Genomic DNA, 26,382 nt, shown 5'->3' with positions numbered 1-26,382 from the left:
ATCTGGGCAAAATGTTTGAAAATGCGTTGAAATCACTTGCGATATAACTTACTTGTCCACGTCGATAAAGCGAAGCAGGCTACTTTCTCGATAGAGTGGATCCATGAACCGACCGATCCCGTCTGCCCCAAAGCGCACCCCATTGACTGCGTCAATGGCTCGTGCGCAGGCAACTGGCGGTCATACAAGCTTGCCAACGGTGGAAGAAGTCTCTTCCGGCGGCATCGTGATCGACTTTAATGCACCCAAACTTCCCGTCGCAATTATCGCCCGGTACAACCGTGGTGGCCGGCTCGAGTGGTGCCTGCCCAAGGGACATCCCGAGGGACTAGAAACCAACGAGGAAGCAGCCATCCGCGAAATCGAGGAAGAGACCGGCATCGCCGGGAGAATCCTCGCCCCGTTGGGTTCGGTCGATTACTGGTTCACCGTGACCAACTACAGGGTGCACAAGACCGTGCACCATTTCCTGCTGGAAGCCACCGGCGGACATCTGACGATCGAAAATGATCCCGATCATGAGGCCGTCGATGTCGCTTGGGTGCCCCTTGAGGCCCTAGGCAAACGCCTGTCCTTCCCTAACGAACGCCGGATCGCTGATCTGGCACGCGAGGTTCTTACAAAGCATGTCTCAGGTTCCTAATTCTTCTGCGGGCTCCGATCAGCAGCCAATGACCGGGGCCGTGGACTTAGTCGCCGAACCTCCTGTAGAGCTTCATAGCCAGCAGGGTCGCTCCCGCTCCAAGGTGTACGCCCTGATGGCTTCGGGAACTATGGTTTCGCGTCTGCTGGGCTTTGTACGCACCGCGATGCTGGCGATGGCCATTGGTTCGGTCACCTCGGTGGCCGACATCTTCGAAAAAGCCAACGTCATCCCAACGATCATCTACATGTTGCTGGCCGGTGGCGTCTTCAACGTAGTGCTGATCCCACAGCTCATCAAGGCTTCCAAGGCCAAAGACCGGGGCGCTGCCTACACCTCGAAACTGCTGACCTTGGTAGTAGTCGTGATGGGCGCGCTGACCCTGATTCTCACCCTGTGCGCCAGACCGTTGATTATCGCGCTGACCAATAACTGGACCGAACCGATGATCATGCTCGGCACGGCCTTCGCCTATTGGTCCCTGCCGCAAATCTTCTTCTACGGGCTCTACGCGGTGCTCGGCCAGGTGCTGAACGCCAACGGACGATTTGCCGCCTTCATGTGGGCCCCGGCGGTGAACAACATCATTCAGCTACTGGTCATTGGGGCGTTCATCCTGACCTTCGGCGCTTATTCTTCGGGCGATCCGATGGAAAATTGGAGTGCCTTCAAGACCATGTGGCTTGCCGGGGGTGCGACCCTGGGCATCGTATTGCAGGCCTTTGTACTGTTCTGGCCGCTGAAGAAGGTCGGGCTAAAGCTGAACTTCGATTTCGGCTGGCGCGGCATGGGCCTACGCCACGTTGGAAAGCTGGCCATCTGGACCCTGGGCGCCATGGTCATCGGCAACCTCTCCTCGCTGCTGTACTCCAAAATCGTTTCCGGTGCTACCGCCGCCCGCGCCTCAATGTCCCCCGAACAAGCCGCATCGGTGGCCGGCGAATATGCGCTAAACACCTCGCAGCTGATCACCGTTTTGCCCCACTCGCTGTTCGCGCTGACCGTGGCCACGGTGCTCTTTAATGACTTTGCTCGCGCCTTTACCGAAAAGCGCTACAAGGATGTGGGCCAGTTGCTCAACCGCGGCATGCGCTCCACGGCCATCCCCATCGTCTTCTGCACCATCGTGTTTATCGTGTTGGCCGGGCCACTGGGTCGCCTCTTCGCTGGCTCCTCGGAAAACGCCGCACAAGCTGCCGGAGCACTGGGCCAGCTCTTGGTCCTTACCGCTCTGGGGCTCCCGTTTAAGTCTCTGCAGTTCTTCATGCTGCGCGTGTTCTACGCAGAAGAAGATACCCGTACCCCGATGCTGATCCAGTCCGCTACCGCTGGGCTAGGTTTGGTCTTGGCCTTCACCGCAGCAGCCGTGGTAGATCCCATGCACATCGCTGCGGCCATCGCTTTCATCTACGGGCTGACCAACGTCCTGTCCTGCATCGGCACCCACTTCCTGGTCAAACGTCGCTACGGTGGTTACGACGTGAACTCCGTAATAGACACTTACATTCGCATTGGCTGGATGGCTACGCTCTCCGGTGTTGTGGGTTCTTTGGTGTTGTGGCTCTTGGGTGGATTCAGCTTCGGATTCGCCTACTCCTCACTGATAAACGCCATAATTTCGATCATCTTAGTGGCCGGAACCATGGGTGTTGTCTACATCGGATTACTGCACAAAACCAAGGTCCCAGAGCTCGATAGCTTCCTCGGTCCGATCCTTCGCAGAATCCCTGGATTCAAGAGCTAAAGATCCAGTGAAACTTGCCAGTGATTCTGCGCAAAATTGGCACCAAATCGACCCCGCAGACAGGTAACATGACAGGTGGTGGTCTCTAGTACTGCTACCGAAGAACAATCAACCCTTGGAGATGCACGTGGCGCAGCCAATCGATGTCGGCTCTGTCCTCAGCGGCCGTTACCAGGTCACCGAGACCGTCCTTTCATCAGCTGAAGGTGATTTGGTGCTCGCCGGCATTGACCAGGTACTCAACCGCTCCGTGAGCATCATGGTTGCTTCGGCCGAAAACTCCTCCCAGTTGGCCGCCAGCGCCCGCGAAATCGCTATGGGTGAGCGCGCCTCCAACGTCCAGGTCCTAGACCTTGGCATCACCGACACCAACCACAGCTACCTCGTAGCCAACGTGGCACGGTCCTCGGACCTGCTGGATCTTGTTCTCGAATCCGACGACGCACCGTACGTTGAACCGTTCTTCACCGACACCCTGGGCACCGAGATTTTTGGTATCACCCGTGCTGACGCCCCAGAGTCCTACGACGACGAGAACCAGTACGAGGTCGCTCCAGAGCATAATAAGTTCGGCACCGCCTTCTCCAGCGGCTTTGCAGGACTGAAGAACCGCTTCGGTAAGAAAAACCACGATCAGTCCCAGGGGCAACCTTCGGACCAGACCGCTCCTCATGACCAGGTTCCAGCTACCACCGCACATCCGGTCACCGATTCCGAGCAGCCATCCACCCAGGATCAGCCAGCTGTTACGCGTCTGAATGATCAGGATGACGAGCCAAACGTCACCGCCACCGCGGCCCTTGATGCCGCAGCCCAGTCCAAGGGTGAGGCACCTAAGGCCGCTAAGCCACAGGATGCTCAACCAGATTCTTCGAAGCCTAAGGCAGCCGGCGCAGCTGCAGCTGCAGCTGCAGCCGCCTCGGCAAGCAAGCCTGCACAGTCCAACAAGCAGCCAGCTGAAGACAAGCAGAAGTCAAAGGCCGAGCAGGACCCCGCCAAGAAGAAGGGTGTTGCCGGTGCTGCTGGCGCCGCTGCGGCGGCAGGTGCCGCAGCCGTTGCTGCCAAGAACGTCTCGGCCCCAAACCAGACACAGGCAAATACCCAGGAAGAGGATTCCACCTCCAAGGGCACCCGAATTCTGGTTGGCGCTGTGCTGCTGATCGTGTTGATCATCGCGGTAGTCTTCGCCTTTAACTTCCTCGGTGGCGACAAGAACACCACCGCAGATAACTCAAACGAACCTCAACAGTCTGCCGCTCCGTCAGATTCAGCCAAGCCGGAGAAATCCAGCGAACCTGCCCTAGCTAAACCGGAGATCTCCGATATTTCCCGTTTGGTTCCCGGCAACCAGCAGTTGAACGCGCAGACCGACAGCTCGCTAACCAACATGATCGACGGTAACGTGTCCAGCACCTATGACACCTTCACCTACACCACCAGCAACTTCGGTGGTTTCGCCTCCAATATGGTCTTTATCCTCGAGCTCAAGGACAAGTCCGACATCTCCGAGGTGAACTTGGAAGGTCTCAATGGCACGGGTGGCGACTACGAGATCCTTGTTGGCGACTCCGATGACCTCGGGGATGCAAAGTCCGTAGCCAAGGGTTCATTCTCCGGCCCATCGGTCTCCGTAGCAGTGACCGATGGTGATAAGGAGTCCATGGAAGGCTCCTACGTCTTCCTCGATGTCACCGACCTGCCGCGCAAGGCGTCGGGAAGCAACTCATCGCGACCATTTGGTCTGCAAATCGGTGAATTCTCCGCCAAGTAACAGTAGCGGAATTTTTTAGCAAAGCCATACGTTGAGGTGGATAGTGAGCTAAAGCCTCGCTATCCACCTCGCAATTTTAGGACGAAAGGGTTCTATCCCCGTGACTTCAGCACAGAACGACGAAATCCGCGACGTAATCATCGTCGGTTCCGGCCCGTCGGGTTACACCGCTGCAATCTACACCGCCCGTGCGAACCTGAAACCATTGGTCATCGCAGGTTCGGTTACCGCTGGTGGCGAACTGATGAACACCACCGAGGTGGAAAACTTCCCAGGGTTCCCAGAGGGCATCATGGGTCCAGATTTGATGGACAACCTGCAGAAGCAGGCTGAGCGCTTCGGTGCCGAGATCTTGTTCGACGACGTCACTGAGATGGATCTCAAGGGCGATATCAAGACCCTGTCGCTGGCCGACGGCACCGTCTACCGCGCCCGCGCTGTGATCGTTTCCACCGGCTCTGCATACCGTGAGCTTGGCCTGGAGGACGAGAAGCGCCTGTCCGGTCACGGCGTCTCGTGGTGCGCTACCTGCGACGGTTTCTTCTTCCGCGAGCAGAACATCGCCGTCATCGGTGGCGGCGACTCTGCGATGGAAGAGGCACTGTTCCTGACCAAATTTGCTGCTAAGGTCACCGTTGTACACCGCCGCAGTGAGCTGCGTGCTTCGAAGATCATGGCAGACCGCGCCCTAGCCCACGAGAAGATTGACTTCGTATGGGACTCCGAGGTTGTCGGAATCAACGGCACCGATAAGGTTGAGAGCATCGCTCTGAAGAACCTCGTCAATGGCTCCGAAAGCACCTTGGACGTCACCGGCATCTTCGTTGCTATCGGCAATGATCCACGAGTAGATCTGGTCAAGGATCAGCTCGAGCTCACTGCTGAAGGCACCATTGCTGTCGACGGACGTACCTCGAAGACTTCGTTGCCAGGCGTCTTTGCCGCCGGCGACGTCATCGATTCCACCTACCGCCAGGCCATCACCGCGGCCGGCTCCGGCTGCGCTGCTGCGCAGGACGTAGAGCACTACCTGGCCAACATCACCACCGAAACCGCAGCTACCGTCTAAGTAGATTTCTCAGAAAGGGGTTGTCTCTCATGAGCAACGCAAAAGCAGTAACTGAAGCAACCTTCCAGAGCGAAGTTCTGGATGCCGACAAGCCAGTCATCGTCGATTTCTGGGCAGAGTGGTGCGGCCCTTGCCGCCAGCTGGGCCCAGTACTGGATCAGATTGCTGAAGAGCACGCTGAAAAGGTTGACGTTGTAAAGATCAACGTTGATGAAAACCAGGGCATTGCCGCTAAGTACGGCATCACCAGCATCCCTGCTGTTTATGTCTTCAAGGGTGGCGAGCACGTAGCTACCTCGATCGGTGCCAAGCCAAAGGCTGTCATCGAGAAGGACTTCGCAGACTACCTGTAAGTCATTAGCTTCACTTCTGGAGGGATCGGCCATCGGCCGGTCCCTCCATTCGTTTCTTCACTGCTTTACAGACCCTACCTAGGGTTAGGGTCAACAAGTTCCTGATCCTGAAGTCGATTTGGAGAACGAGAAGTTATAAGAAAACTTTTTCCTTTGTTTTAAAACTAAGAAACGAAATTCTGCCTCCTTCATCACTGAACACGACGTTTTCGGTTCCCTCCGCTGGCGACAACCTACTGCCTGCTCGGTGTGCCACTAACTCGTTCATTTTCTATTGGCGGCTAGGCCCGAAGAACTAAGGCCATGAACAGGTGCACAGCATTTCTTGTCCCAGCAGCTGCAGCATCGAATCGTCCGGATGCCTGGTTTCTGCTTGAAGGCCACGAAGGCCACTCGCCGACACTCGACTATGATCGTCCCAGGCCTAGCCGCACTCCCCTCTCACAGTCACTCCTCTGCGGAGATCACTTAAACTCTCTGCCGTTAACAGCAAGTGTTGTACAACTCCTCACTGTCAGTAATCTGCATAGAAAGAAGGAAGTTACAAGTTCCGCTGAATTGTGAACGATCACGCAGCCGCATACTCGAATTCTGTCATCGGTTCTCTTCCAAGAATAAAGACGAGGCTGTTGCTGTGGAGTCAGACTCCACCAGATGCAGGGCATGCGGAATAATCGTTCCCCCGTTCTTCAGCCGCCCATGGCCGGATCGTCGAAGTCATTAACACACCCGTACGGTCAGGAGAACACGGACTATCTTCTATCGTTGATATCGGGAGATGACTGTTCTTTATCTCAGATCCCCATTTCTATCTGCTTCCTGATATTTCGGTAAGATCGTCAGCTCTCGTTTTCACATCAAAACAAGTTCAGTTCGCCAATACACATGTGCATCTGTTTGGCCCAGTTACCCGTCCTTGACGGTGCAACTCCCCAACTTCGAATGCCCATGAGTACGTTGCGTCCAAACACTCCGGGTCAACCCTCATCATTTAGCCTCGCTAAGCTTTGGGTGGCCGCTAAACGAATCTATCTGGCCCATGGGCAGGCAATGGCTTGGCGGCACATCGCCGCCGTTTATGGTCGCGGTCAGTCTTGCGATCTTCTGGTTTCTAAGTGCCAGTGAGTTCAAATTAACAAGGAATTCGCGCCACTTTTGTTGCTGTCCCAGTGCATCCTTTTTGAGTTTCAAAGCAGTCACTTTCTGCCTTGTGTAAGCACTTGAATCGCAAGATCGAACTATCTTTTCGGATTATCTGCTGCTTATCTATGGGTCCTACCGTGCTCATTGGCTGTCTAGACCAGTTTCAAAAGCCTGTAGCGGATGTTACTAGCCGCTAGTCGTTCTGCCGGCTCGCCACACTCCCCTACGAGGCTCTTCAGGGCTGGTTTAGGACTACGAGTGACCTTGTAGGCAATGATGGGCCAGAGGGTCCTCTCAGCGGCCTATATGCGCTTGTGAGACGCTTTCTATCTAGAGTAAGCGGGCCGCTGCCCCAATCTGTCCGCGATGTGTACACTCACGACTCAGGAGCGTCTACCGAGGCATGCCCGCATCATCAAGGAAATACCTACTGCTGCTTCTTACTCATATCGGATCTTGGAAGTGATCCGAATGAGTGAACCCGATGTCTGTTAGCAGCAAGTATATTGCGGTCCAAGTACACCTATCGTTAGCTGAGAACGTAGCAAGTCACGGATGCGGAACGAATTATGCGGCATCTTGTTCATTCTTGATTCGAACTGTGTCGTGATGCGTATACGAAGCTGGTTACGCCGTTTAGGCGCTTAGATGTTTCACGTGAAACTACTGTCTCTGTCTAGAAACCCGATGCTCAGCAACTTCGTAAGTTTAGTGTTTCACGTGAAACATGCGCGTCACTTCTTGTAGATGGTAACAACGGTTTTTCATCTGTGGAGTGAAGAGAACATGCGAATCTAGACAGGCAACTGGTCAAAATGTTTCTGCTTCTCAGATTTCGCCTGCTAGTCCTGATGTAGTTCATCAAATAGCCACGAACGTTTACGGATTGAGCCGCAGGTTATGACCGTTGTCAAAGTTTCGGGGATACCGATTTGCCGGATTATAGGCTCGATGTCTGGATACGTCAGAACCGTGTATTTTGATATGAGCGTCTTCATTCGCTGATCATAATATCCACCCCTGTTTGCACCGAGTGTTTCACGTGAAACAACGTCACTGGTTGAGAATAGACACCCAAACGCAGATCCCTAATTTGATCCAGGTAGACTCCCGGAGAGGCTGTCAGGACGAACACCTATTACCGTCACACGCTTTGGGGCCTAATTCCGTTTAGACACCTGGCCGTGCATGCTGAACTTTATTCCTGAGGTTCTAGACAGATTCTCAGCGCGGCACACTAGGTCAAAACAGTAATCAGAGAGACATCGGCACTGATGTAGAACAGATACCGTCTGGCGCCTTAGAAATCAGTGGGAGCAGTCTTGTTTCCAATTTAATGGTTCATCAACGACGGCAGAACCTTTGTCAGGACTGGGTCGAGCATGCTCCGCGTTAGGAGTCGCTAGCATTTGTGCTCAAGAGGGGCCACAGCACAGTGGCTGGTTCGCTGCTCTTCGATTGGAGTCAAGCCTCGTCTCGTTGCCGTTCAATACCACTCCCCCGCCGTAGACTTTGTCTGGTCACTTTGTTTGATAGGGCTCTGGCCTGACTCTATGTTGTATGTTCCTTCATGCAAAACGCGACGGCGTATGACAGCACTAAGTGTTCGACTGGCCGTTCTTGCGGAATAGAGGCATGAAGTCTGGAGTCCCACTACTTTGCAGATAAGATTCTTCGGCACAATCATAGATGAACTGATACATGAGCTCGAACAGTGAACGCCGCTGACGCTGCTGGCACTACATGTGAGCCTGATGGCAATATCATCATGTCATTTGGTGGGCGCCGAAGCGGAAAATTGATTGATCGTGTGTTGTGTTGATCAGGCTGGCCCTAATCCAAGATGCTAGGGATTCACCTATCGCCACGCTCGCCTACGCCAACTACGACATTTGTGTCACCTTCCCCTACACCAGACGCAATCAAAGAAACATGTGGCTTTGTGATCAACAGTCATCTGCCATAGACAGCTGACGGACCGACAATTTTGCGATGGTCTCTTAGATCAATAACAGACCTCATTGGGTCCCACGGTCAGCAAGTGCAGCATGCCAATTGCGACACTTCATCAGACCGCTATGGTGAATACAGACATGAGATCCCAATGAAAGAAGCGAGAGAATCAAAGGCGCCGGTCCCCTGCCTACTCTCCCATCGAACAGTCTCGCAACAGATTACTTATGCGGCTTCTGCTCAACATACAGATCAAGCTCTCGTTGTCAGCAAATGTTTCACGTGAAACGAGTACTCGTCTTAATCGGATATCCCTCACATGCTTGTTCTTAGGCATAGCAGTTAGCTCCTGTAGTGCATGATTCCGTGTGGAACTTTCCGCGTGCATGAGGAATCTGACTAGTCCGTCTAGATCGTCATCTCATCTCATTTGAAGTGGCATCTCCGCACCCGCCCGTGACATGTTTATGCTTTCCTATTTTTCACGTGAAACATTGAGTCAAGAAAAAGAAGGGCGCATGTTTCACGTGAAACATACGCCCTTCTTTGCTCCATTACTGCTTCATTTCCGGATCAATTACCTGCATGATGCGGTTGAGGTCTTCAACAGAGGCGAATTCGATACTGACTTTGCCCTTACGCGATCCAAGCTGAATCTTTACGTTAGTATCTAAGCGATCAGCCAGGGATGTGGCCAAGAAATCCAATCGCTCGTTACGCTGAGTCTCGCGAGCCTTCTTAGTCGCCTTCTTTGGCTTGTCATCACTGAGCGCTACTGCTTCTTCCGTCGCGCGAACAGAAAGGCCCTCGTTGATGATTCTCTGAGCCAACTGCTCAATTGCTTCGTTGTTAGACAGCCCCAACAGTGCTCTTGCGTGCCCTGCTGAAAGGACGCCGGCCGCTACACGTCGTTGTACAAGCGGAGGCAACTTCATGAGTCGAATTGTATTGGAAATTTGCGATCTAGAGCGACCGATTCGCTCAGAAAGTACCTCTTGAGTGCAATCAAATTCATCCATTAACTGCTGATATGCAGCAGCTTCTTCGAGTGGGTTGAGCTGCGAGCGGTGCAAGTTTTCAAGTAACGCATCCCTTAGAAGGTCGTTATCCTGAGTATCACGGATAATCGCTGGGATGGTATCGAGTCCGGCAGCTTGCGTCGCACGCCAACGGCGCTCACCCATGACCAACTCATATGGGGCGTCGTCTGCCTCGCGTGAGGGTCGAACAACGATCGGCTGCAGCAGGCCAATTTCACGGATGGAGTGGATGAGTTCATCCATGTGCTCCTGATCGAAATTGGTTCGTGGCTGCTTTCGGTTGGGGTGAATTAGTGTTACATCAAGTTCCGCAAACTTTGCACCGGGAACCTCGACCAAGTCAGAAGATTCATCAGGAGTGACAGATGGAGTTTCCTTCTTTGACTCCACCTTCTTCAGTGGCTGTTCCACCTGCGGCTTCTCTGTCGCAGGCTTAGGTGACAGTGTGGTGTTCAAGCCAGGCATCGTAGCTCGAGGCCTCTTAGTAGTCTTACTAGCGGCTGGAGCAGTTGTTTTGGGTGCAGAGGTTTTACGCCCCGGCTCAAAGAACATGTCTACAGGACGTGCGGACTTAGTCTGTGGCGCGCTTGCCTTAGGCTCTGGGTTCGATGTTTCACGTGAAACATCCACTTTTTCCTCGGCAATTTCAGTGACAGGCGAGCTCGAGATAAGAGCACCTAGTCCCCTACCCAATCCACGCTTCTTCTCTGCCATGTTAATTGCACGCCCTTTCGTCCGAACATTCAGCCGAGACTAGTCTACGTGTTTTTAAACCGACATACAGGATGCGCGCGCGAGATCCTACGGTAAGTCTTAGACTTGTGTCCAATTGCAAAAAATGAAGACTAAAAACAAGTGATATGACACGTAAATCTACGTAGATTCCCGTGGGTGCTCAAAGGCTGGTTACGCTCCGCGCTCTGCCATCTCTTGGGCTGCTTCCTTGTATGAAAGTGCGCCAGTGGAGTTTGGATCGTAGGTAATGACCGTCTGCTGGTAGCTTGGAGCCTCCGAGATACGTACTGAACGAGGGATCACCGCTTCAAGGACCTGCTCCGGGAAATGCTCCCGAACCTCATTAGCCACCTGCGCAGCCAGTTTGGTTCGGCCGTCATACATGGTCAACAGAATTGTCGAAACGGTCAGCTTAGAGTTGAGATGCTTCTGAATCATCTCAATGTTTTTCAGCAACTGACTCAGTCCTTCCAATGCGTAGTACTCGCACTGGATTGGGATGAGCACTTCACGTGCAGCAACAAACGCGTTGACGGTCAGAAGACCCAAGCTTGGTGGGCAGTCAATGAACACGTAATCAAGACGTGGAAGACCCTCACGCTGCCGGGTACGTGCATAATCGTCCAGGGCTCGCTGTAGGCGCTGTTCACGAGCCACGAGGGAAACTAGTTCGATCTCTGCGCCGGCTAAGTGAATCGTGGCCGGAGCGACCTGCAGTGATGGAAGGTCTGGACAGGTAGCCACAACGTCAGACAATGGAAGATCGTTGATTAGCACGTCGTAGATGCTGTCTACTTCAGAATGGTGTTCGATGCCAAGGGCCGTTGATGCGTTGCCCTGTGGGTCAATATCAATCACCAGCACATTCATACCACCCTGAGCTAGAGCAGCAGCCAGGTTAACGGTAGTTGTGGTCTTGCCGACCCCACCCTTTTGGTTTGAAATAGTGAAGTAGCGGGTCTTATCAGGAGCTGGCACCGTGCGGGCCTCCAAAGCTTCACGACGACGATGTTCGCTAGCTATCTGTGAAGCCAGCGGCGAGGACGAGTCACTGAAGTCAAAAGCACTATCCGACGAGCTCTTAGTCTTGGACACAGGTAAAACTCCTCCTCGTGAATTGATGCAGCCTATATTCATGGTTACATCGACAATGTTTCACGTGAAACATTCAAAACAAGTTATTCAGTTTGTTAAGCAACTTCATTCACGCGTTTCACGTGAAATCCATTGATAACAACCAAGAACTATTTAACAGACTATCGCGTTGGGCTAGCCAACCTTAATGCGAACCACCGTAGTTGGCTCTGCGAGGAATTCTCCACCAACGGTGAGAACTTCCGTTTCCTTGCCACCGAGCTTACGGATGGCTTTGGAAGCTTTATCAATCTCTTCAGCAGCCGAGCGGCCCTTAATGGCGATGAGCTGACCTTGACCGTGCAACAGAGGGATCGTCAGACCGGCAAGGTTAGTCAGGGCCGACACGGCGCGTGCGGTCACGTAGCTCGCGTTAACTGCGTCAACCATCTGTTCTGCACGACCACGCATCACCGTGACGTTATCCAAGCCAAGGTCATCGATAACCTCGGAGAGCCAGATGCAACGGCGCTCGAGTGGTTCGATGAGCGTCAGTTTTAGGTCCGGTCGAGCGATAGCTAGGCAAAGACCTGGTAGGCCCGCTCCAGAGCCCACGTCGGCGACCTCGACGTCATGCTCAATGACTGATTCGATCACGGCACAGTTAAGCACGTGGCGGGACCACAAGCGCGGAACCTCGCGGGGACCCAACAGTCCACGTTCAATACCTGAGGTGGCCAAGTGCTGGACATAGCGCTTGGCGAGATCCAGTCGATCGCCGAAGATCTTTTCAGCGGCTAGTGTCTCTTCTGCAGTAAGGCTGAGATCCTCAGTCATGGTCATGGTCCTTTAGGTCGATCAGCACGCTTACGCGCGATGTAGCTTAGCTGTCCAGTACCGAAATAACGATATGGCGTCGAGTTGATTCACCTTCGGATTCCGAGTGCAGTCCTGCATCGGCAATCACGTCGTGTACGAGCTTACGCTCGTACGCGCTCATCGGGTCCAGGTGTACTTTTTCTCCGGTTGAACGAGCAGTGTCAATAGCTTCTTCAGCCATCTTCTTCAGCTGGTCTGCACGGTCCGAACGGTAGCCTGCGATGTCTAGGATCAAACGGGAACGCTCACCAGTGGCAGTAAGAACAGCCAGGCGGGTTAGCTCCTGTAGCGCGTCGAGGGTCTCGCCCTTGTCGGCGATGAGGCTATTGAGTGAAGTATCGGCGTCCTCGGTAAGGATCGAAATGTAGGTACGCCCGCCACGGATCTCAATGTCGATGTCGCCATCGAGATCAGCTATGTCCAGAAGTTCTTCTAGATAGTCTGCAGCGACTTCACCCTCGTCGAGAACTTCGGATTCATCCTCGATCTGAGTTTCTAGGGCTGGTGCGTCGATATTCTCTGTTGCAGTCATCGCTACTTCTTCTTCCGGCGGTTGTTACGCTTTGGCTGTTCGCGCTGACCCTTAGCAGCCTGCTCTGCTGCGGCTTCGGCAGCTGCGGCTGCATCTTCCTTCTTTACGCCTACTGGAGGCAAGCCCTTGGTTGCACGGCGAGCGTTCAGTTCGCGCTCTGCCTGAGAACCTGGGGTTGGGTTGTTACGGATAACCCAGAACTGCTGGCACAGCGTCCAGAGGTTGGTAGCGGTCCAGTAGATCAGAACACCAATTGGGAAGTTGATACCACCAATACCGAAGACCAAAGGCAGGATGTACAGCATCATCTTCTGTTGCTGCATGAACGGGCCTTCGAGGGCCTCCTTGCTCATGTTCTTTGTCATCAGCTGACGCTGGGTGAAGAACTGAGATGCAATCATCGCAAGGATCATGATGATAGCCACGACGACTACGGACCAGTTGGTGTGTCCCGAATTGAAGGTGCCTAGGAACGTCTCAGACAGTGGAGCGCCAAAAATCTGAGCGCTATCAAAGCTACGGATGTTGTCAACAGACAGAGCACCAACTGACTGATGGTTCTCACTAGCGTGGGAAGCGTTATTCAGCACGCGGAACAGCGCGAAGAAGAACGGCATCTGAATCAACAGAGGCAAGCACGAGGACAGCGGGTTAGTCTTGTGCTTCTTGAACAGCGCCTGCTGTTCTTGCACCATGGCCTGACGCGACATCTGGTCGGTCTTACCCTTGTACTTAGCCTGAAGCTTACGCAGGTCCGGCTGCAGGGCCTGCATGGCGCGCTGCGACTTGATCTGCTTGACGAAGACTGGAATCAGCAAGGTACGAATCAGCAACACAAGGAAGATGATCGACAGAGTCCAGGTAACACCTGAACCCTCATCCATCCCAATCTTGGTGAACAGTTCGTGGAAAGCCCACAAAACCCACGACACCGCGTAAGTAAACGGAGTCAGTATGGTGTCTAGAAAGTTGTTCATCAGTGGTCGAGCTCCTTGCGGCCGCTTTCCGCGGCGTCTTCATCGTCGGGAATCACAGGATGATTCAGAACTATGATCCTCGGCAGTTTGCCTTCTGGCCAAATCCTCGGTCCCTCAGGAACATGATCGACGCCCCCGTGAGACCACGGATTGCACCGAAGGATTCGCCAAGTGGTCAGTCCGGCACCTTTAACAACACCGTGCTGAGTCACTGCTTCGAGCCCATAGGCAGAACAGCTAGGAAAGTATCGGCATACATCGCCATATAAGGGCGAGATGATTTTTCGGTAAATCTTAAGCAACCCGATGACAGTGTTGCGTGGAATATCAATGATGAACCACAGCAAACCAGTGCGGGGAGCTGAATCTTTACGCATCAGCGATCCTCGAGCTTTCGTAACGCAGCTGAAAATGATGCGTTGATTTGGGAACGAAGTTCGTCCCAAGAAAGTTCCGAGGCACCAGGAAGTGCGCGTATAACAACGTCAACATCGCCGTGTGTTCGCCGAAGCTCATGGGCAATTTCTCGCATCCGTCGTTTGGCGAGATTCCTTTTAACAGCAATACCAACAGCCTTGGAAACTATGAATCCAAACCGGTCCCCCACAACCTCATCGGTTTCGCGGCGGCGTGCATATAGCACGACGTTCCGGCGTCCGCTTCGGACGCCGGAACGTACTGTGACTGTTAGGTCCTGCGCTAAGCGCAGTCGCTGATTCTTTGGCAACATGATGTTTCAACCAGCTCTTTAGTTGAGCTCGTTGAGATCATGAAGCCAACAGCTGAGTCGCAAATTTATGCTGAGAGTTCGGTACGGCCCTTGCCGCGACGTGCCGAAAGGATGGCACGACCTGCACGGGTACGCATACGAAGACGGAAACCGTGCTTCTTCGAACGACGACGGTTGTTTGGCTGAAAAGTCCGCTTGCTCACGGTGACACTCCAAGACGATGTAGATGATGCGCACTACCCGTGGACTATCTAACCAAGACCACTAAGTTGACGCTCGTAACTTATAAAATGTGCGCGTATTTCGCGGGCTCTTCGAAAATGAGCAAGTCGCAAATGAAGCACACAGGACTAAATAACAATAGAAAAATGTTCGCCACAGGTCAAATTGGCGCGTTAACTCCACCAACACGACTCGCTTCGAGTGTTGGCCTGTGAATAATCTACCTCAAACTTGTGGATTACTTCCGTGTACAACGAAAGAAAGTTCACATATTCTCACGAAAGCGCAAGTCATCTCGGAGCTTAAAACGCTTATTATCAAGGGAAAACCCCTTTTCCACAGCTTGGAGCTCAACTTTTTCCACTTGGCTGTGCATAAGTTTGTGGATGGTAGATAGAATCAATGGTGACGTCGTCCAAAAAACGGCGTTTTCGGGCCTTGGAAACAAGATCCGTGTGACCAAGATTGCATTTTTATCGAGAGTGGGGCGCCCTTAGTGAGCAGCGACGAAACCAATAGCATTGGTAGCTCCTGGCGCCAGGTGATTCGCAAGATCGAGGACGACGATCGCGTTAAAGCCCGCTACCGTGCCTTCGTATCGTTGGCTAAGCCACAGGGGCTGATCGGAACGACGTTGCTCGTTGCCGTTCCGAACGACTTAACGCGCGATATCCTGCAGACCCAACTTCGTGAACCTCTAGATGAGGCTCTACGTGAAGTTTTTCAGGACGATATCCGCTGCGCTGTCAGCGTCGATCTTTCTCTTTCTGACGAACTCGAAGAGGAAGCGCCAGAAACATCCGCTCCGGCTCCTGCGACTCCTTCGGTCACTGAGACTCCAGGTCCTCGGCCACAGCCAGCGCCTCAGCCGACTCCCCCATCGAACTCGCAAGAGTTTGGCCGGCTAAACCCTAAATACATTTTTGACACCTTTGTCATTGGCTCTTCGAACCGTTTCGCCCATGCTGCAGCGGTGGCAGTGGCCGAAGCACCTGCCAAGGCCTACAACCCGTTGTTCATTTATGGTGATTCCGGGCTAGGTAAGACCCACCTGCTTCATGCTATTGGTCACTACGCTCGTCACCTATACAAAGGCATTCGCGTGCGTTACGTGAATTCGGAAGAGTTCACCAACGACTTCATTAATTCCATCCGTGATGATGAGGGTGCCAGCTTCAAACAGACGTACCGCAACGTCGACATTCTGTTGATTGACGATATCCAGTTCTTGGCCAACAAGGACGCCACGCAGGAAGAGTTCTTCCACACTTTCAACGCGCTGCATAATCACAACAAGCAGGTTGTGATTACTTCTGACCTGCCTCCCAAACAGCTGCAAGGCTTCGAAGATCGCATGCGTTCTCGCTTCGAATGGGGCCTGCTCACTGATATTCAGCCACCTGAGCTGGAAACTCGTATCGCGATCCTGCGCAAGAAAGCCGACGCTGAGAACCTTTCAGCTCCTGGAGATGTCATGGAGTACATCGCTTCACGCATCTCCACCAACATTCGTGAGCTCGAGGGAGCACTGATCCGAGTCACGGCCTTCGCCTCGCTGAACAACCAAATAGTTGACTTGGCTCTAGCGGAAACCGTGCTCAAGGATCTAATCAGTGAGGATGGTGCGCAAGAGATTACCCCATCCACCATCATCAAACAGACTGCTGAATACTTCGGTCTGACTATCGATGAGCTTAATAGCAAGTCTCGGACGCGCACATTGGTCACCGCCCGACAGATCGCTATGTACCTTTTGCGTGAGCTTACTGACATGTCGTTGCCAAAGATTGGCGCTGAGCTTGGTGGACGTGACCACACCACCGTGATTCACGCTGATCGTAAGATTCGTGAGCTGATGGCTGAACGCCGGGCCATCTTTAACCAAGTCACAGAGCTAACGAACCGTATCAAGCAGAGTCAGCGGGAGCATTAATCCCAAGAAATCACAGGTGTGGATAAATCTGTGGATGGTCTGGTGACTACCTGCGGATAAAGGTGGGTACCCGTGTGGACGTTAAAAATGGTGGAACTGAGTTTCAACAGACCTCTGGAACTGAGTGTCAATTTCAACCACAGATTGTTCACATGCACAATCGCCGAGATTTCTAGGTGTTTGCGGGTTGTCCACAGTATCCACAAGGGTTATTAACACTTCTCCTTTAAACACTTATTCATCCAAATAACGAGTCCACTCCTGTACCTCGAGCCAAACCTGTTCAAATCTTTTTCTCGCAGCGCTCATCAACAAGCCAGAGGTAATGATGACTTTGCACCAACAGCACGTGGCAAGATTAAGATGGAGAGAACGTGCAACTACCTGCTCTATGCTTAAGAACTTGGCGAGGGAACAACCTTCTTGGCCTGACTTAAGATTCAAAGGGTTCCGAAAGGCGGATTTTTCGTGAAGTTCAGCGTTGAAAAGGATGTATTGGCAGAAGCCGTATCCTGGACCGCCCGGTCCTTGGCACAACGCCCACCCTCACCAGTACTAGCTGGCATCCTGATCACTACCCATGAAGGCCTAGTTCGCCTCGAGGGATTTGATTATGAGATTTCCTCGCATATCGAGATTCCTGCGGACATCTCTGAGCAAGGCTCAATTCTGGTATCAGGCAAGCTTTTAGCCGAGATCACCCGATCGCTACCAAACTCAACAGTGACTCTTGAGACCGATGGCACCAAGATCTCTTTGACTTGTGGTCGCTCACGCTTCCACTTGGCTACCATGCCAGTCGAAGAATACCCATCGCTTCCAGAACTTCCAGCTATCGCTGGCACAATCGACGGCCAGGCATTCTCGGCTGCAGTTTCACAGGTGATTGTTGCTGCTTCGAAGGATGACACTCTTCCAGTGCTCACCGGCATCAAGGTTGAGATTGAAAACGACCTCATCACTTTCCTGGCAACTGACCGCTATCGTTTGGCACTACGCGAACTGAACTGGACTCCAAACACTTCGGAGATTTCCACTTCCTTCTTGATCAAAGCCAAGACCCTGAGCGAAGTTGCTAAGACTCTCTCTGGTGCTGGAGAACTGAAGCTTGCGATCAGCGAAAATCGTGACATGGTGGGCTTTGAAAGCTCCAACCGCCGCACCACCTCATTGCTAATCAACGGTGAGTACCCAAAGATCCGTTCGCTATTCCCAAGTGATACGCCAATCCATGCCACGGTTCGCACTAGTGAACTTATGGAAGCTGTACGTCGTGTATCGGTTGTTGCAGAACGTAACACCCCGGTTCGTATGGCGTTCACTGATGGTCAATTAACCTTGGATGCTGGTACCGGCGAGGACGCACAAGCTGAAGAAGCTATCGTTGCTTCATTGCGTGGCGAAGACATCGTTGTAGCGTTCAATCCAACCTTCTTGTCTGAAGGATTGAACTCGTTCACCACCGATTTTGTGCGATTCTCCTTCACCAGTGCTCCCAAGCCAGCGATGCTCACTGGCCAGAAGAAGTTGGATGAAGCCGATCAGGATCAGTACCGCTACCTTGTGATGCCGGTACGTTTGCCAAACTCGAACTAAGCCCATCCGATGGCGACTGAAGTCCTCAGTTGCCATCTCGAAGTTGTCAGGACCTAGGTGTACATTTCGCAGCTTTCCCTCACGAGCTTCCGCTCGTATGCGCAGGCTGACGTGCATCTAGCTCCTGGCATCAATGTTTTAATCGGCCCCAATGGGGTCGGCAAAACGAACATTGTCGAGTCCATCGGTTACCTGGCTAACCTGGCCTCTCACCGCGTCAGCAACGACGCACCATTGCTGAATTTCGGTGCCGAGCGTGCCTTGATCCGCGGTACTTTGCACCGCGGTAGCCAGAAAACCACGCTCGAAGTGGAGATCACCAGCGGGAAAATAAATCGGGCACGAATCAATCGAGCCAACCCAGTTCGCGCTCGCGAAATCTTGGGCATGCTCAGAACCGTGTTATTTGCCCCCGAAGATTTAGCCTTGGTCAAGGGAGATCCGTCCCACCGCCGAAAGTTCCTAGACGAGCTCTTAGTAGCGCTGCGTCCGATCGAGGCCGGTACCAAAAATGACTACGAAAGAATCGTCAAGCAGCGTAACGCGTTGCTCAAATCCATTCGTGGCAAGTCCAAACTTTCTGCCTCACAAGAAAACACCTTGCAAGCGTGGGACCTGCAATTAGCTACGTGCGGCGCCCGGCTCATGCGGGGACGCCTTGATGTTCTTATGCTGATTAGGCCATATATGCAGGCCGCGTATGCTGACCTGGCCGATGGAGCCAAAGAAGCTAAAGCAATCTACAGGTCATCTTTGGAGTCTGAGAGCGACGAGAACCTGGAGACTCTGCCTGCGTTGGAAGAGTTGAGCCAACCCGAGATTCAAGATCTCATCCTTGGAGCTATCGAGGCTAACCGGAACCGGGAACTTGATCGTGGCATCTCATTATTCGGGCCCCACCGTGATGACCTCACATTGATTTTGGGTCCAACCCCCGCGAAGGGTTACGCCTCCCATGGCGAGACATGGTCCTTTGCAGTGGCCTTGCGACTAGCTGCCTACCGGGTCTTTGGTGATGACGACCCTCGACCAGGTTCGGGACCAATTCTGATCTTGGACGATGTTTTTGCCGAACTTGATGCCACCCGCCGAGACCGATTGGCGCATATTGTCGCCGGCGCTGAGCAAGTATTAGTCACCGCTGCCGTTGTAGAAGATGTCCCCGAAGCACTGAAGGGACATTTCTTCCAGGTATCCCCTGGCCAGGTTGTCGATGCGTGAGCCCGAAGAGCGGGACGAACACCGCTTTGATCCGGAAATTGACGCCGCCAAGGCGTTGCTCAATCGGATGCGTCGGCTGGCTGAAGAACGTGGCGAGCGCCGTGTTGATGCGGCACGCATGGAGAAAGTCCGCAAACGTCAGGCCGCTCGCCGCGGATTCATGGAGAACAAGTCACCAGCGCAACCTGGCGCCCAGCGTGACCCGCGGGCCATCGGAGAGGTCGTCGCACGCCTGTCCAAAGCACGAGGCTGGAACACTCAAGTCGCCGTGGGATCAGTGCTCGGTCGCTGGGCAGAGATCATCGGTGAGGAGAATGCGAAGCACTGCACGCCGGAGTCGTTTGAGGATACGGTCGTGGTCATGCGCTGCGATACCACCGCACGGGCTGCACAGATGCGCCTGATGAGCCACGATATTTTGAAGAAGTTTGATGCCGAACTAGGTCCTGGAATTGTCACGGTGCTTAAGGTTCTAGGGCCTAATGCTCCATCGTGGCGCCACGGGATGCGCTCGGTCGCCGGACGCGGTCCTCGAGACACCTACGGATAAAAATAGCTGGCACGGCATATGGCGCGCTAACGCACCCGGAGGGTGGATCCCCCCTCACTTAAGCTCCGCGACTGCCTCAGATGGTCAATTACTAGCTTTATGTGGCCGATTTAGGCCACAGAAGCACCGAATATTTTGCTATACGCGGTAGAATTAGAAGCAGTGAAATGGTGTTGCTGTGGCTTAAACCCACGGTGATGTCCCTCCAGACCATGATTACCCGAAACGTTGATTGCAACGTCACGGTGATCGCGCGCTTAATTCGAGGAGTTCGTAGCACCCGTGTCTACTGAAAATGCTTCACCGCAGGATCCGGCAGAAAGCCAGGTTCCCGCGGAATCGATGACTTCCAAAGTCGAACATACCTATGGCGCCCAGGATATTACCGTCCTCGAAGGACTCGAAGCGGTACGTAAACGCCCTGGCATGTACATCGGTTCCACCGGCCCTCGCGGCCTTCACCACTTGGTTTATGAAGTAGTCGACAACTCCGTCGATGAAGCATTAGCGGGTTACTGCGACACCATCAACGTCACCCTGCAGGCCGACGGCGGCGTACGTTGTGAGGACAACGGCCGTGGCATTCCGGTGGATGTCCACCCGACCGAGGGCAAGCCTACCGTTGAGGTAGTCATGACCATCCTGCACGCTGGCGGTAAGTTCGGCGGTGGCGGTTATGCCGTGTCCGGTGGTCTGCACGGTGTGGGTATTTCCGTAGTTAACGCGCTCTCGCGCAAGGTAGATACGATCGTTCGCCGTCAGGGCAACGCCTGGCGTATCGGCTTCAGCAATGGCGGTGTCACCACCAGCCCGCTGGCCAAGGGGGAAGAGACCGAGAAGACCGGTACCACCCAAACCTTCTACCCAGATCCGGAAATCTTCGAGACCGTCGAGTTCGACTTTGAGACCCTGCGTGCTCGCTTCCAGCAGATGGCCTTCTTGAACAAGGGCCTGCGTATCACCCTGACCGATGAGCGCACCCCGGTGAATGCCGAGCCTGAGGCTGAAGTCGACGAAGAGATCGAAAACCAGGTAGTCAAGCCACGTACCGTGGACTATCTCTACAAAAACGGCCTGCTGGACTACGTCAAGCACCTGAACGCCGCCAAAAAGGTAGAACTGGTTCACGAAGAGGTTATCGCCTTCGAATCTGAGGATTCAGCTCGTGGCATCAGCCTGGAAATCGCGATGCAGTGGACCAGCGCCTACGCCGAATCCGTGCACACCTACGCGAACACCATCAACACCCATGAGGGTGGTACCCACGAAGAAGGCTTCCGCGCAGCGTTGACCGGCCTGCTCAACCGTTACGCCCGGGATAACAAGATCCTGCGTGAAAAGGATGACAACCTCACCGGTGAAGACGCTCGTGAAGGTCTGACCGCAGTCATTTCGGTCAAGCTCTCCGAACCACAGTTCGAAGGCCAGACCAAAACCAAGCTGGGCAACTCGATGGCCCGTGGCTTTGTCCAGGGTGTAGTCAACGAGGAACTTAGCGACTGGTTCGAGCGCAACCCCAACGTTGCCCGCGACATTATCCGCAAGGCACAGCTAGCTTCCCAGGCACGTATGGCGGCCCGCAAGGCCCGCGATAACGCCCGGCGTAAGTCGCCGATGGAATCCTTCGGCATGCCAGGTAAGCTCTCGGACTGCTCCTCGAAGAACCCTGCCGAGTGCGAAGTGTTCATCGTGGAGGGTGACTCCGCAGGAGGCTCGGCCAAGCGCGGACGTGACCCACACACCCAGGCCATCCTGCCGCTGCGTGGCAAGATCCTGAACGTGGAGCGCGCCCGGTTGGATCGTGCGTTGGGCAATGCCGAAGTTCAGGCGATGATCACCGCCTTCGGCACCGGCATCGGCGAAGAATTCGACATGGCCAAGCTGCGTTATCACAAGATCGTGCTGATGGCCGATGCTGACGTGGACGGTCAGCACATCACCACCTTGCTGTTGACCCTGATCTTCCGCTTCATGCGCCCGCTGATCGAGCACGGCTACGTTTTCCTGGCTGCTCCCCCGCTATACCGCATCAAGTGGTCCAATGCGCCACATGACTACGTGTTCTCCGATAAGGAACGCGACGACGCACTGCTGGCCGGACAGGCCTCCAACAAGCGCCTGCCAAAGGACAACGGAATCCAGCGTTACAAGGGTCTGGGCGAGATGGACTACTCGGAATTGTGGGACACCACCATGGATCCAGAATTCCGCACCCTGCGCCAGGTCACCATGGATGATGCAGCCGCTGCGGATGAGGTTTTCTCCGTGCTGATGGGTGAGGACGTGGAGTCCCGCCGTAACTTCATTCAGCAGAACGCCAAGGACGTGCGCTTCCTGGATATCTAATCGGCCTAGGGCCTTGAGGAAATTCACCGAAGACTTTTTGACTTATAAGGGAACACATTGAGCGACGAGCAAACCCCACAGGATGAACCGCTGGACGGCGAGGTTATCGAACCGATCCATGAAGGCGGGCGGATCGATCAGATCGACCTGCAGACCGAAATGCAGCGGTCCTACCTGGACTACGCCATGGCAGTTATTGTTGGCCGTGCACTGCCGGACGTGCGCGATGGCCTGAAGCCAGTGCACCGCCGCGTGCTGTACGCGATGTACGACGGTGGCTACCGCCCCGAGCGCGCCTACAACAAGTGCGCACGCGTGGTCGGCGAAGTCATGGGTCAGTACCACCCGCACGGCGACACCGCGATTTACGATGCGCTGGTTCGCCTGATCCAGGACTGGGTCATGCGTTACCCACTGGCACTTGGCCAGGGTAACTTTGGATCCCCGGGTAACGATGGCGCCGCCGCCCAGCGTTACACCGAAACCAAAATGGCCCCACTGGCCATGGAAATGGTCCGCGACATCAACGAAAACACCGTTGATTTCCAGGACAACTACGACGGTAAAAACCAGGAACCTACGGTTCTTCCGGCCCGTTTCCCGAACCTTTTGGTCAACGGCTCATCCGGTATCGCCGTGGGTATGGCCACCAACATTCCACCGCATAACCTGCGTGAAGTCGCCGACGGTGTGCAGTGGTATCTGCAGAACCCAGAAGCAACCCGCGAAGAGCTGCTCGCCGAACTGATGCTGCGCGTGAAGGGCCCGGACTTCCCATCGGGCGCGATGATCCTTGGCACCAAGGGCATCGCCGACGCCTACCGCACCGGACGTGGTTCGATCACCATGCGCGCGGTAGTGAATGTGGAGGAAATTCAGGGACGCACCTGCCTGGTAGTCACCGAACTTCCCTACATGGCCAACCCGGATAACCTCGCGGTGAAAATCGCCGAGCTGGTTCGCGATGGCAAGATTGCCGGCATTGCCGATATGCGCGATGAAACCTCGGGCCGTACCGGTCAGCGCCTGGTGATCGTACTTAAGCGCGATGCCGTGGCCAAGGTTGTGCTGAACAATCTGTACAAGCACACCGAGCTGCAGACCAACTTCTCGGCCAATATGCTGGCCATCGTTGACGGGGTGCCACGCACCTTGCCACTGGATGGGTTCATCCGTCACTGGGTCACCCACCAGATCGAAGTCATTGTTCGACGCACCCAGTTCCGCTTAAAGAAGGCCGAAGAAGAGGCTCACATCCTGCGTGGTCTGCTCAAGGCCTTGGATGCTCTTGATGAGGTCATTGCGCTGATTCGACGCTCGGCTACCACCGAGGCAGCCCGCGATGGTCTGATGGAACTGCTGGATATCGATGAGGATCAGGCACGCGCCATCCTGGATATGCAGCTACGTCGTCTGGCCGCCTTGGAGCGCCAGAAGATTCAGGATCGCCACGCAGAGCTCGAGCGGATGATCGCCGAATTCCAAGGAATCATCGCCTCCCCAGAGCGCCAGCGCGAGATCGTCTCCGAAGAACTGGGCGAGATCGTCAACAAGCACGGGGATGATCGCCGCACCAAGATTCTGATGGGTTACGACGGCGACATGAGCGTCGAAGACCTGATCCCAGAAGAAGAAATGGTTGTGACCATCACCCGCGGCGGTTACGTTAAGCGCACCCGCATCGACAACTACCGCTCGCAGGCTCGCGGTGGCAAGGGTATCAAGGGTGCAAACCTTCGCGGGGACGATGTGGTGGAGCACTTCTTCGTCACTTCTACCCACAACTGGCTGCTGTTCTTCACCAACCATGGCCGCGTGTACCGCACCAAGTGCTATGAGCTAGCCGAGGCCGGTCGTGATGCCAAGGGTCAGCACGTGGCAAATGTCATGGCCTTCCAGCCAGACGAACACATCGCCCAGGTACTGGATCTGCGTACCTACCAGGATGCTGCCTACCTGATGTTGGCCACCCGCAACGGTTTGGTGAAGAAGACGCGCCTGGAGGATTACGACACTAACCGCACCGCCGGGGTGATCGCGATCAACCTCCGTGATGATGATGAACTGGTCTCCGCACAGCTGGTCAGTGAATCCGATGATGTGATGCTGGTCTCGCGCAAGGGTCAATCTGTGCGCTTCACCGCTACCGATACCGCGCTGCGTCCGATGGGCCGCGCTACTTCGGGTGTTACCGGTATGAAGTTCCGCGAAGGGGACGAGCTGCTGGCCGCCGATGTGGTCCGCGAGAACTCCTTCGTGTTTACGGTGACCAACGAAGGTTACGCCAAGCGTACCGACGTTGCCGAATACCGTGTTCAATCACGTGGTGGCTTGGGCATTAAGGTTGCCAAGCTAAACGAGGAACGTGGCGAGTTGGTCGGCGCTTTGATCGTTGATGAAACCGACGAAGTCCTGGTCGTCATGAGCGGTGGCAAGGTTGTTCGCTCCGCTGCCTCGCAGGTTCCTGCTAAGGGTCGAGACACCATGGGTGTGATCTTCGCGAAGCCGGATAAGAAGGACTTTATTATTGCGGTAGCCAAGAACTCCGAGACACAGCTCGAAGAGAACTTGGAGGAAGATGCCGTAACGTTGGACGCAGAAAACACGATCGATCAGTCATCAACCGCGCCGGAAACCGAATCTGACGTCCAGGACGATGACACCACTAACGGAGGTAACGCATGAGCACGCCCTCGACGCCACGCCCCAACGGCAGTGCCCCGAAGAGCGAAGCGCCGCGAGGTGCCCAGGTAAAGCGTCCGGCGCCAACCACCACCGGTAATCGCCCAGCAGCTGGCGGTGCAAGGCCAACCGGCAGTCAGGCTCGTCCTGCCGGCCAACGACCTACCGGTGGCCAACAGCGCCCCGCCACCACCCAGGAGCGCCTGGTTCGCCCAGCACCTAAGGCTAAGGCTCGCAAGGCTCGCCTGCTGGTTTCCAAGGTTGAACCGTTCTCGGTGCTTAAGCTCGCCTTCCTACTTTCGGTAGCTTTCGGTGTGATCACCGTGGTTGCGTCCGTAGGTATTTGGGCATTGCTTGATCTGATGGGTACCTTCGACGCCTTCAACCAGCTGATCCGCGATGCTATTGCTCAGGGAAGCTTCGACCTGCGACAGTCCATGTCGTTGGGTCAGGTTGCCTCTTACGCAACGATCATCGCAGTGGTGAATGTAGTTGTTATTTCGGTGATCTCCACCTTGGGAGCGGTGCTGTACAACATTGCTGCTTCGCTGGTCGGTGGCGTGGGTGTAACCCTCACCGACGACTAGAAACACGCCTAGTCGAGCCCGGGATTTATGCTGTGATGCATGACACCCGGGCTCGATTTGTAAGTTCTGGAAATCCCCGGTAGAGTTTTATTTCGTTCCAAAGGGAACAAACAAAAGCAAGGGCGTATAGCTCAGGCGGTTAGAGCGCTTCGCTGATAACGAAGAGGTCCCAAGTTCAAGTCTTGGTACGCCCACGGAAACCTTGCTGGAGAGAAAGAGGAAGAAATGAAAAAGTTCCTGGTTCTCGCATCGATTGCGACTGCTGCGGTAGTCTTGGTCAAGAAAGCGAAGGCTTCTTCGGAAACAAAGGAAACCTGGCATCAGGTAGCCGACAAAGTTTCTTAAAGCTTTTGGGGCCTTAGCTCAGTTGGTAGAGCGTCTGCTTTGCAAGCAGAATGTCAGGAGTTCGATTCTCCTAGGCTCCACAAAAAGACTGGCGGAAAGCATCAGCTTTCCGCTAATTCTTTTTGATTGATCCGCTGAGGATCGATCGGTGTGGAACACCAAAAACTGTATACGGGGCCTTAGCTCAGTTGGTAGAGCGTCTGCTTTGCAAGCAGAATGTCAGGAGTTCGATTCTCCTAGGCTCCACAGTATTGAAG

22 protein-coding genes and 3 tRNA genes are annotated in these 26,382 nt (G+C 54.3%); 16 read left to right on the top strand and 9 right to left on the bottom strand.

Annotated features, from left to right (window positions below; genetic code table 11):
• Window positions 1-103: 103 nt before the first annotated feature.
• The 5 genes from FJV47_RS04935 (at window position 104) to trxA (ending at window position 5,580) form a co-directional block, all read left to right on the top strand.
• A complete protein-coding gene (locus FJV47_RS04935) occupies window positions 104-643 on the top strand; it encodes an NUDIX domain-containing protein (protein WP_159610600.1) in 540 nt (179 codons plus the stop codon).
• Complete coding sequence (gene murJ / locus FJV47_RS04930; RefSeq protein ID WP_235026343.1) at window positions 627-2,387, top strand: murein biosynthesis integral membrane protein MurJ; 1,761 nt, start codon at window positions 627-629, stop codon at window positions 2,385-2,387. The genes FJV47_RS04935 and murJ overlap by 17 nt, the downstream gene beginning before the upstream one ends.
• Before the next feature lie 127 nt (window positions 2,388-2,514).
• Window positions 2,515-4,158, top strand: coding sequence for a hypothetical protein (locus FJV47_RS04925; RefSeq protein ID WP_159610598.1), 1,644 nt, complete (start codon window positions 2,515-2,517; stop codon window positions 4,156-4,158).
• Between the two features lie 100 nt (window positions 4,159-4,258).
• Window positions 4,259-5,227 carry a thioredoxin-disulfide reductase gene (gene trxB, locus FJV47_RS04920; protein ID WP_159610597.1) on the top strand — a complete coding sequence of 323 codons (969 nt, stop codon included), beginning with the start codon at window positions 4,259-4,261 and terminating at the stop codon, window positions 5,225-5,227.
• 29 nt (window positions 5,228-5,256) lie between these two features.
• Window positions 5,257-5,580, top strand: coding sequence for a thioredoxin (gene trxA / locus FJV47_RS04915; RefSeq protein ID WP_159610595.1), 324 nt, complete (start codon window positions 5,257-5,259; stop codon window positions 5,578-5,580).
• Between the two features lie 987 nt (window positions 5,581-6,567).
• Here the strand turns inward: trxA and FJV47_RS04910 are convergent.
• From FJV47_RS04910 to rpmH, 9 genes are all read right to left on the bottom strand, one after another.
• Entirely contained in the window at window positions 6,568-6,780 is a 213-nt protein-coding gene (locus FJV47_RS04910) for a hypothetical protein (protein WP_159610593.1), read from the bottom strand.
• Window positions 6,781-9,230: 2,450 nt separating this feature from the next.
• Window positions 9,231-10,430: a ParB/RepB/Spo0J family partition protein gene (locus tag FJV47_RS04905; RefSeq protein ID WP_159610591.1), complete on the bottom strand. Its 1,200-nt coding sequence runs from the start codon at window positions 10,428-10,430 to the stop codon at window positions 9,231-9,233.
• 192 nt (window positions 10,431-10,622) lie between these two features.
• Window positions 10,623-11,546, bottom strand: coding sequence for a ParA family protein (locus tag FJV47_RS04900; RefSeq protein WP_304599219.1), 924 nt, complete (start codon window positions 11,544-11,546; stop codon window positions 10,623-10,625).
• Window positions 11,547-11,720: 174 nt separating this feature from the next.
• A complete protein-coding gene (gene rsmG, locus FJV47_RS04895) occupies window positions 11,721-12,362 on the bottom strand; it encodes a 16S rRNA (guanine(527)-N(7))-methyltransferase RsmG (protein ID WP_159610589.1) in 642 nt (213 codons plus the stop codon).
• Window positions 12,363-12,408: 46 nt separating this feature from the next.
• Window positions 12,409-12,936 (bottom strand): R3H domain-containing nucleic acid-binding protein, encoded by a 528-nt coding sequence (locus FJV47_RS04890; protein ID WP_159610587.1) that lies wholly within the window; start codon window positions 12,934-12,936, stop codon window positions 12,409-12,411.
• A gap of 2 nt (window positions 12,937-12,938) precedes the next feature.
• Window positions 12,939-13,913, bottom strand: coding sequence for a membrane protein insertase YidC (yidC, locus tag FJV47_RS04885; RefSeq protein WP_159610585.1), 975 nt, complete (start codon window positions 13,911-13,913; stop codon window positions 12,939-12,941).
• On the bottom strand, window positions 13,913-14,290 hold the full coding sequence (gene yidD, locus FJV47_RS04880; protein ID WP_159610583.1) for a membrane protein insertion efficiency factor YidD: 378 nt from the start codon (window positions 14,288-14,290) through the stop codon (window positions 13,913-13,915). Before yidD ends, yidC begins: the two co-directional genes overlap by 1 nt.
• Window positions 14,290-14,643 carry a ribonuclease P protein component gene (gene rnpA, locus FJV47_RS04875; RefSeq protein WP_159610581.1) on the bottom strand — a complete coding sequence of 118 codons (354 nt, stop codon included), beginning with the start codon at window positions 14,641-14,643 and terminating at the stop codon, window positions 14,290-14,292. Before rnpA ends, yidD begins: the two co-directional genes overlap by 1 nt.
• Before the next feature lie 65 nt (window positions 14,644-14,708).
• Window positions 14,709-14,846, bottom strand: a complete 138-nt coding sequence (gene rpmH, locus FJV47_RS04870) for a 50S ribosomal protein L34 (protein ID WP_075972541.1) — start codon at window positions 14,844-14,846, stop codon at window positions 14,709-14,711.
• Between the two features lie 515 nt (window positions 14,847-15,361).
• On the opposite strand from rpmH, the gene dnaA reads away from it, so the two are divergent.
• The 11 genes from dnaA (at window position 15,362) to FJV47_RS04820 (ending at window position 26,371) form a co-directional block, all read left to right on the top strand.
• Entirely contained in the window at window positions 15,362-16,798 is a 1,437-nt protein-coding gene (gene dnaA / locus FJV47_RS04865) for a chromosomal replication initiator protein DnaA (protein WP_159610579.1), read from the top strand.
• Window positions 16,799-17,266: 468 nt separating this feature from the next.
• A complete protein-coding gene (gene dnaN, locus FJV47_RS04860) occupies window positions 17,267-18,394 on the top strand; it encodes a DNA polymerase III subunit beta (protein WP_159610577.1) in 1,128 nt (375 codons plus the stop codon).
• Between the two features lie 57 nt (window positions 18,395-18,451).
• Complete coding sequence (recF, locus tag FJV47_RS04855) at window positions 18,452-19,615, top strand: DNA replication/repair protein RecF (RefSeq protein WP_159610575.1); 1,164 nt, start codon at window positions 18,452-18,454, stop codon at window positions 19,613-19,615.
• Entirely contained in the window at window positions 19,608-20,165 is a 558-nt protein-coding gene (locus FJV47_RS04850; protein WP_159610573.1) for a DciA family protein, read from the top strand. The genes recF and FJV47_RS04850 overlap by 8 nt, the downstream gene beginning before the upstream one ends.
• A 342-nt stretch (window positions 20,166-20,507) precedes the next feature.
• Window positions 20,508-22,511, top strand: coding sequence for a DNA topoisomerase (ATP-hydrolyzing) subunit B (gene gyrB / locus FJV47_RS04845; protein ID WP_200831956.1), 2,004 nt, complete (start codon window positions 20,508-20,510; stop codon window positions 22,509-22,511).
• A 90-nt stretch (window positions 22,512-22,601) separates the two neighbouring features.
• Window positions 22,602-25,196, top strand: a complete 2,595-nt coding sequence (gene gyrA, locus FJV47_RS04840; protein WP_235026363.1) for a DNA gyrase subunit A — start codon at window positions 22,602-22,604, stop codon at window positions 25,194-25,196.
• Window positions 25,193-25,780 (top strand): DUF3566 domain-containing protein, encoded by a 588-nt coding sequence (locus tag FJV47_RS04835; protein ID WP_159610567.1) that lies wholly within the window; start codon window positions 25,193-25,195, stop codon window positions 25,778-25,780. The genes gyrA and FJV47_RS04835 overlap by 4 nt, the downstream gene beginning before the upstream one ends.
• A 120-nt stretch (window positions 25,781-25,900) precedes the next feature.
• Window positions 25,901-25,974: transfer RNA gene (locus tag FJV47_RS04830), tRNA-Ile, on the top strand.
• Window positions 25,975-26,005: 31 nt separating this feature from the next.
• The gene (locus FJV47_RS16750) at window positions 26,006-26,125 is read left to right on the top strand and encodes a DLW-39 family protein (RefSeq protein WP_211286071.1); all 120 of its coding nucleotides are present in this window, start codon (window positions 26,006-26,008) and stop codon (window positions 26,123-26,125) included.
• A 7-nt stretch (window positions 26,126-26,132) separates the two neighbouring features.
• Window positions 26,133-26,205 (top strand) — tRNA-Ala (locus FJV47_RS04825).
• A 93-nt stretch (window positions 26,206-26,298) separates the two neighbouring features.
• Window positions 26,299-26,371: transfer RNA gene (locus FJV47_RS04820), tRNA-Ala, on the top strand.
• Window positions 26,372-26,382: the final 11 nt, after the last annotated feature.

The organism is Glutamicibacter sp. JC586 (assembly GCF_009805585.1).
GTDB lineage: Bacteria > Actinomycetota > Actinomycetes > Actinomycetales > Micrococcaceae > Glutamicibacter.
This window is presented reverse-complemented; position numbering and strand designations above follow the sequence as displayed.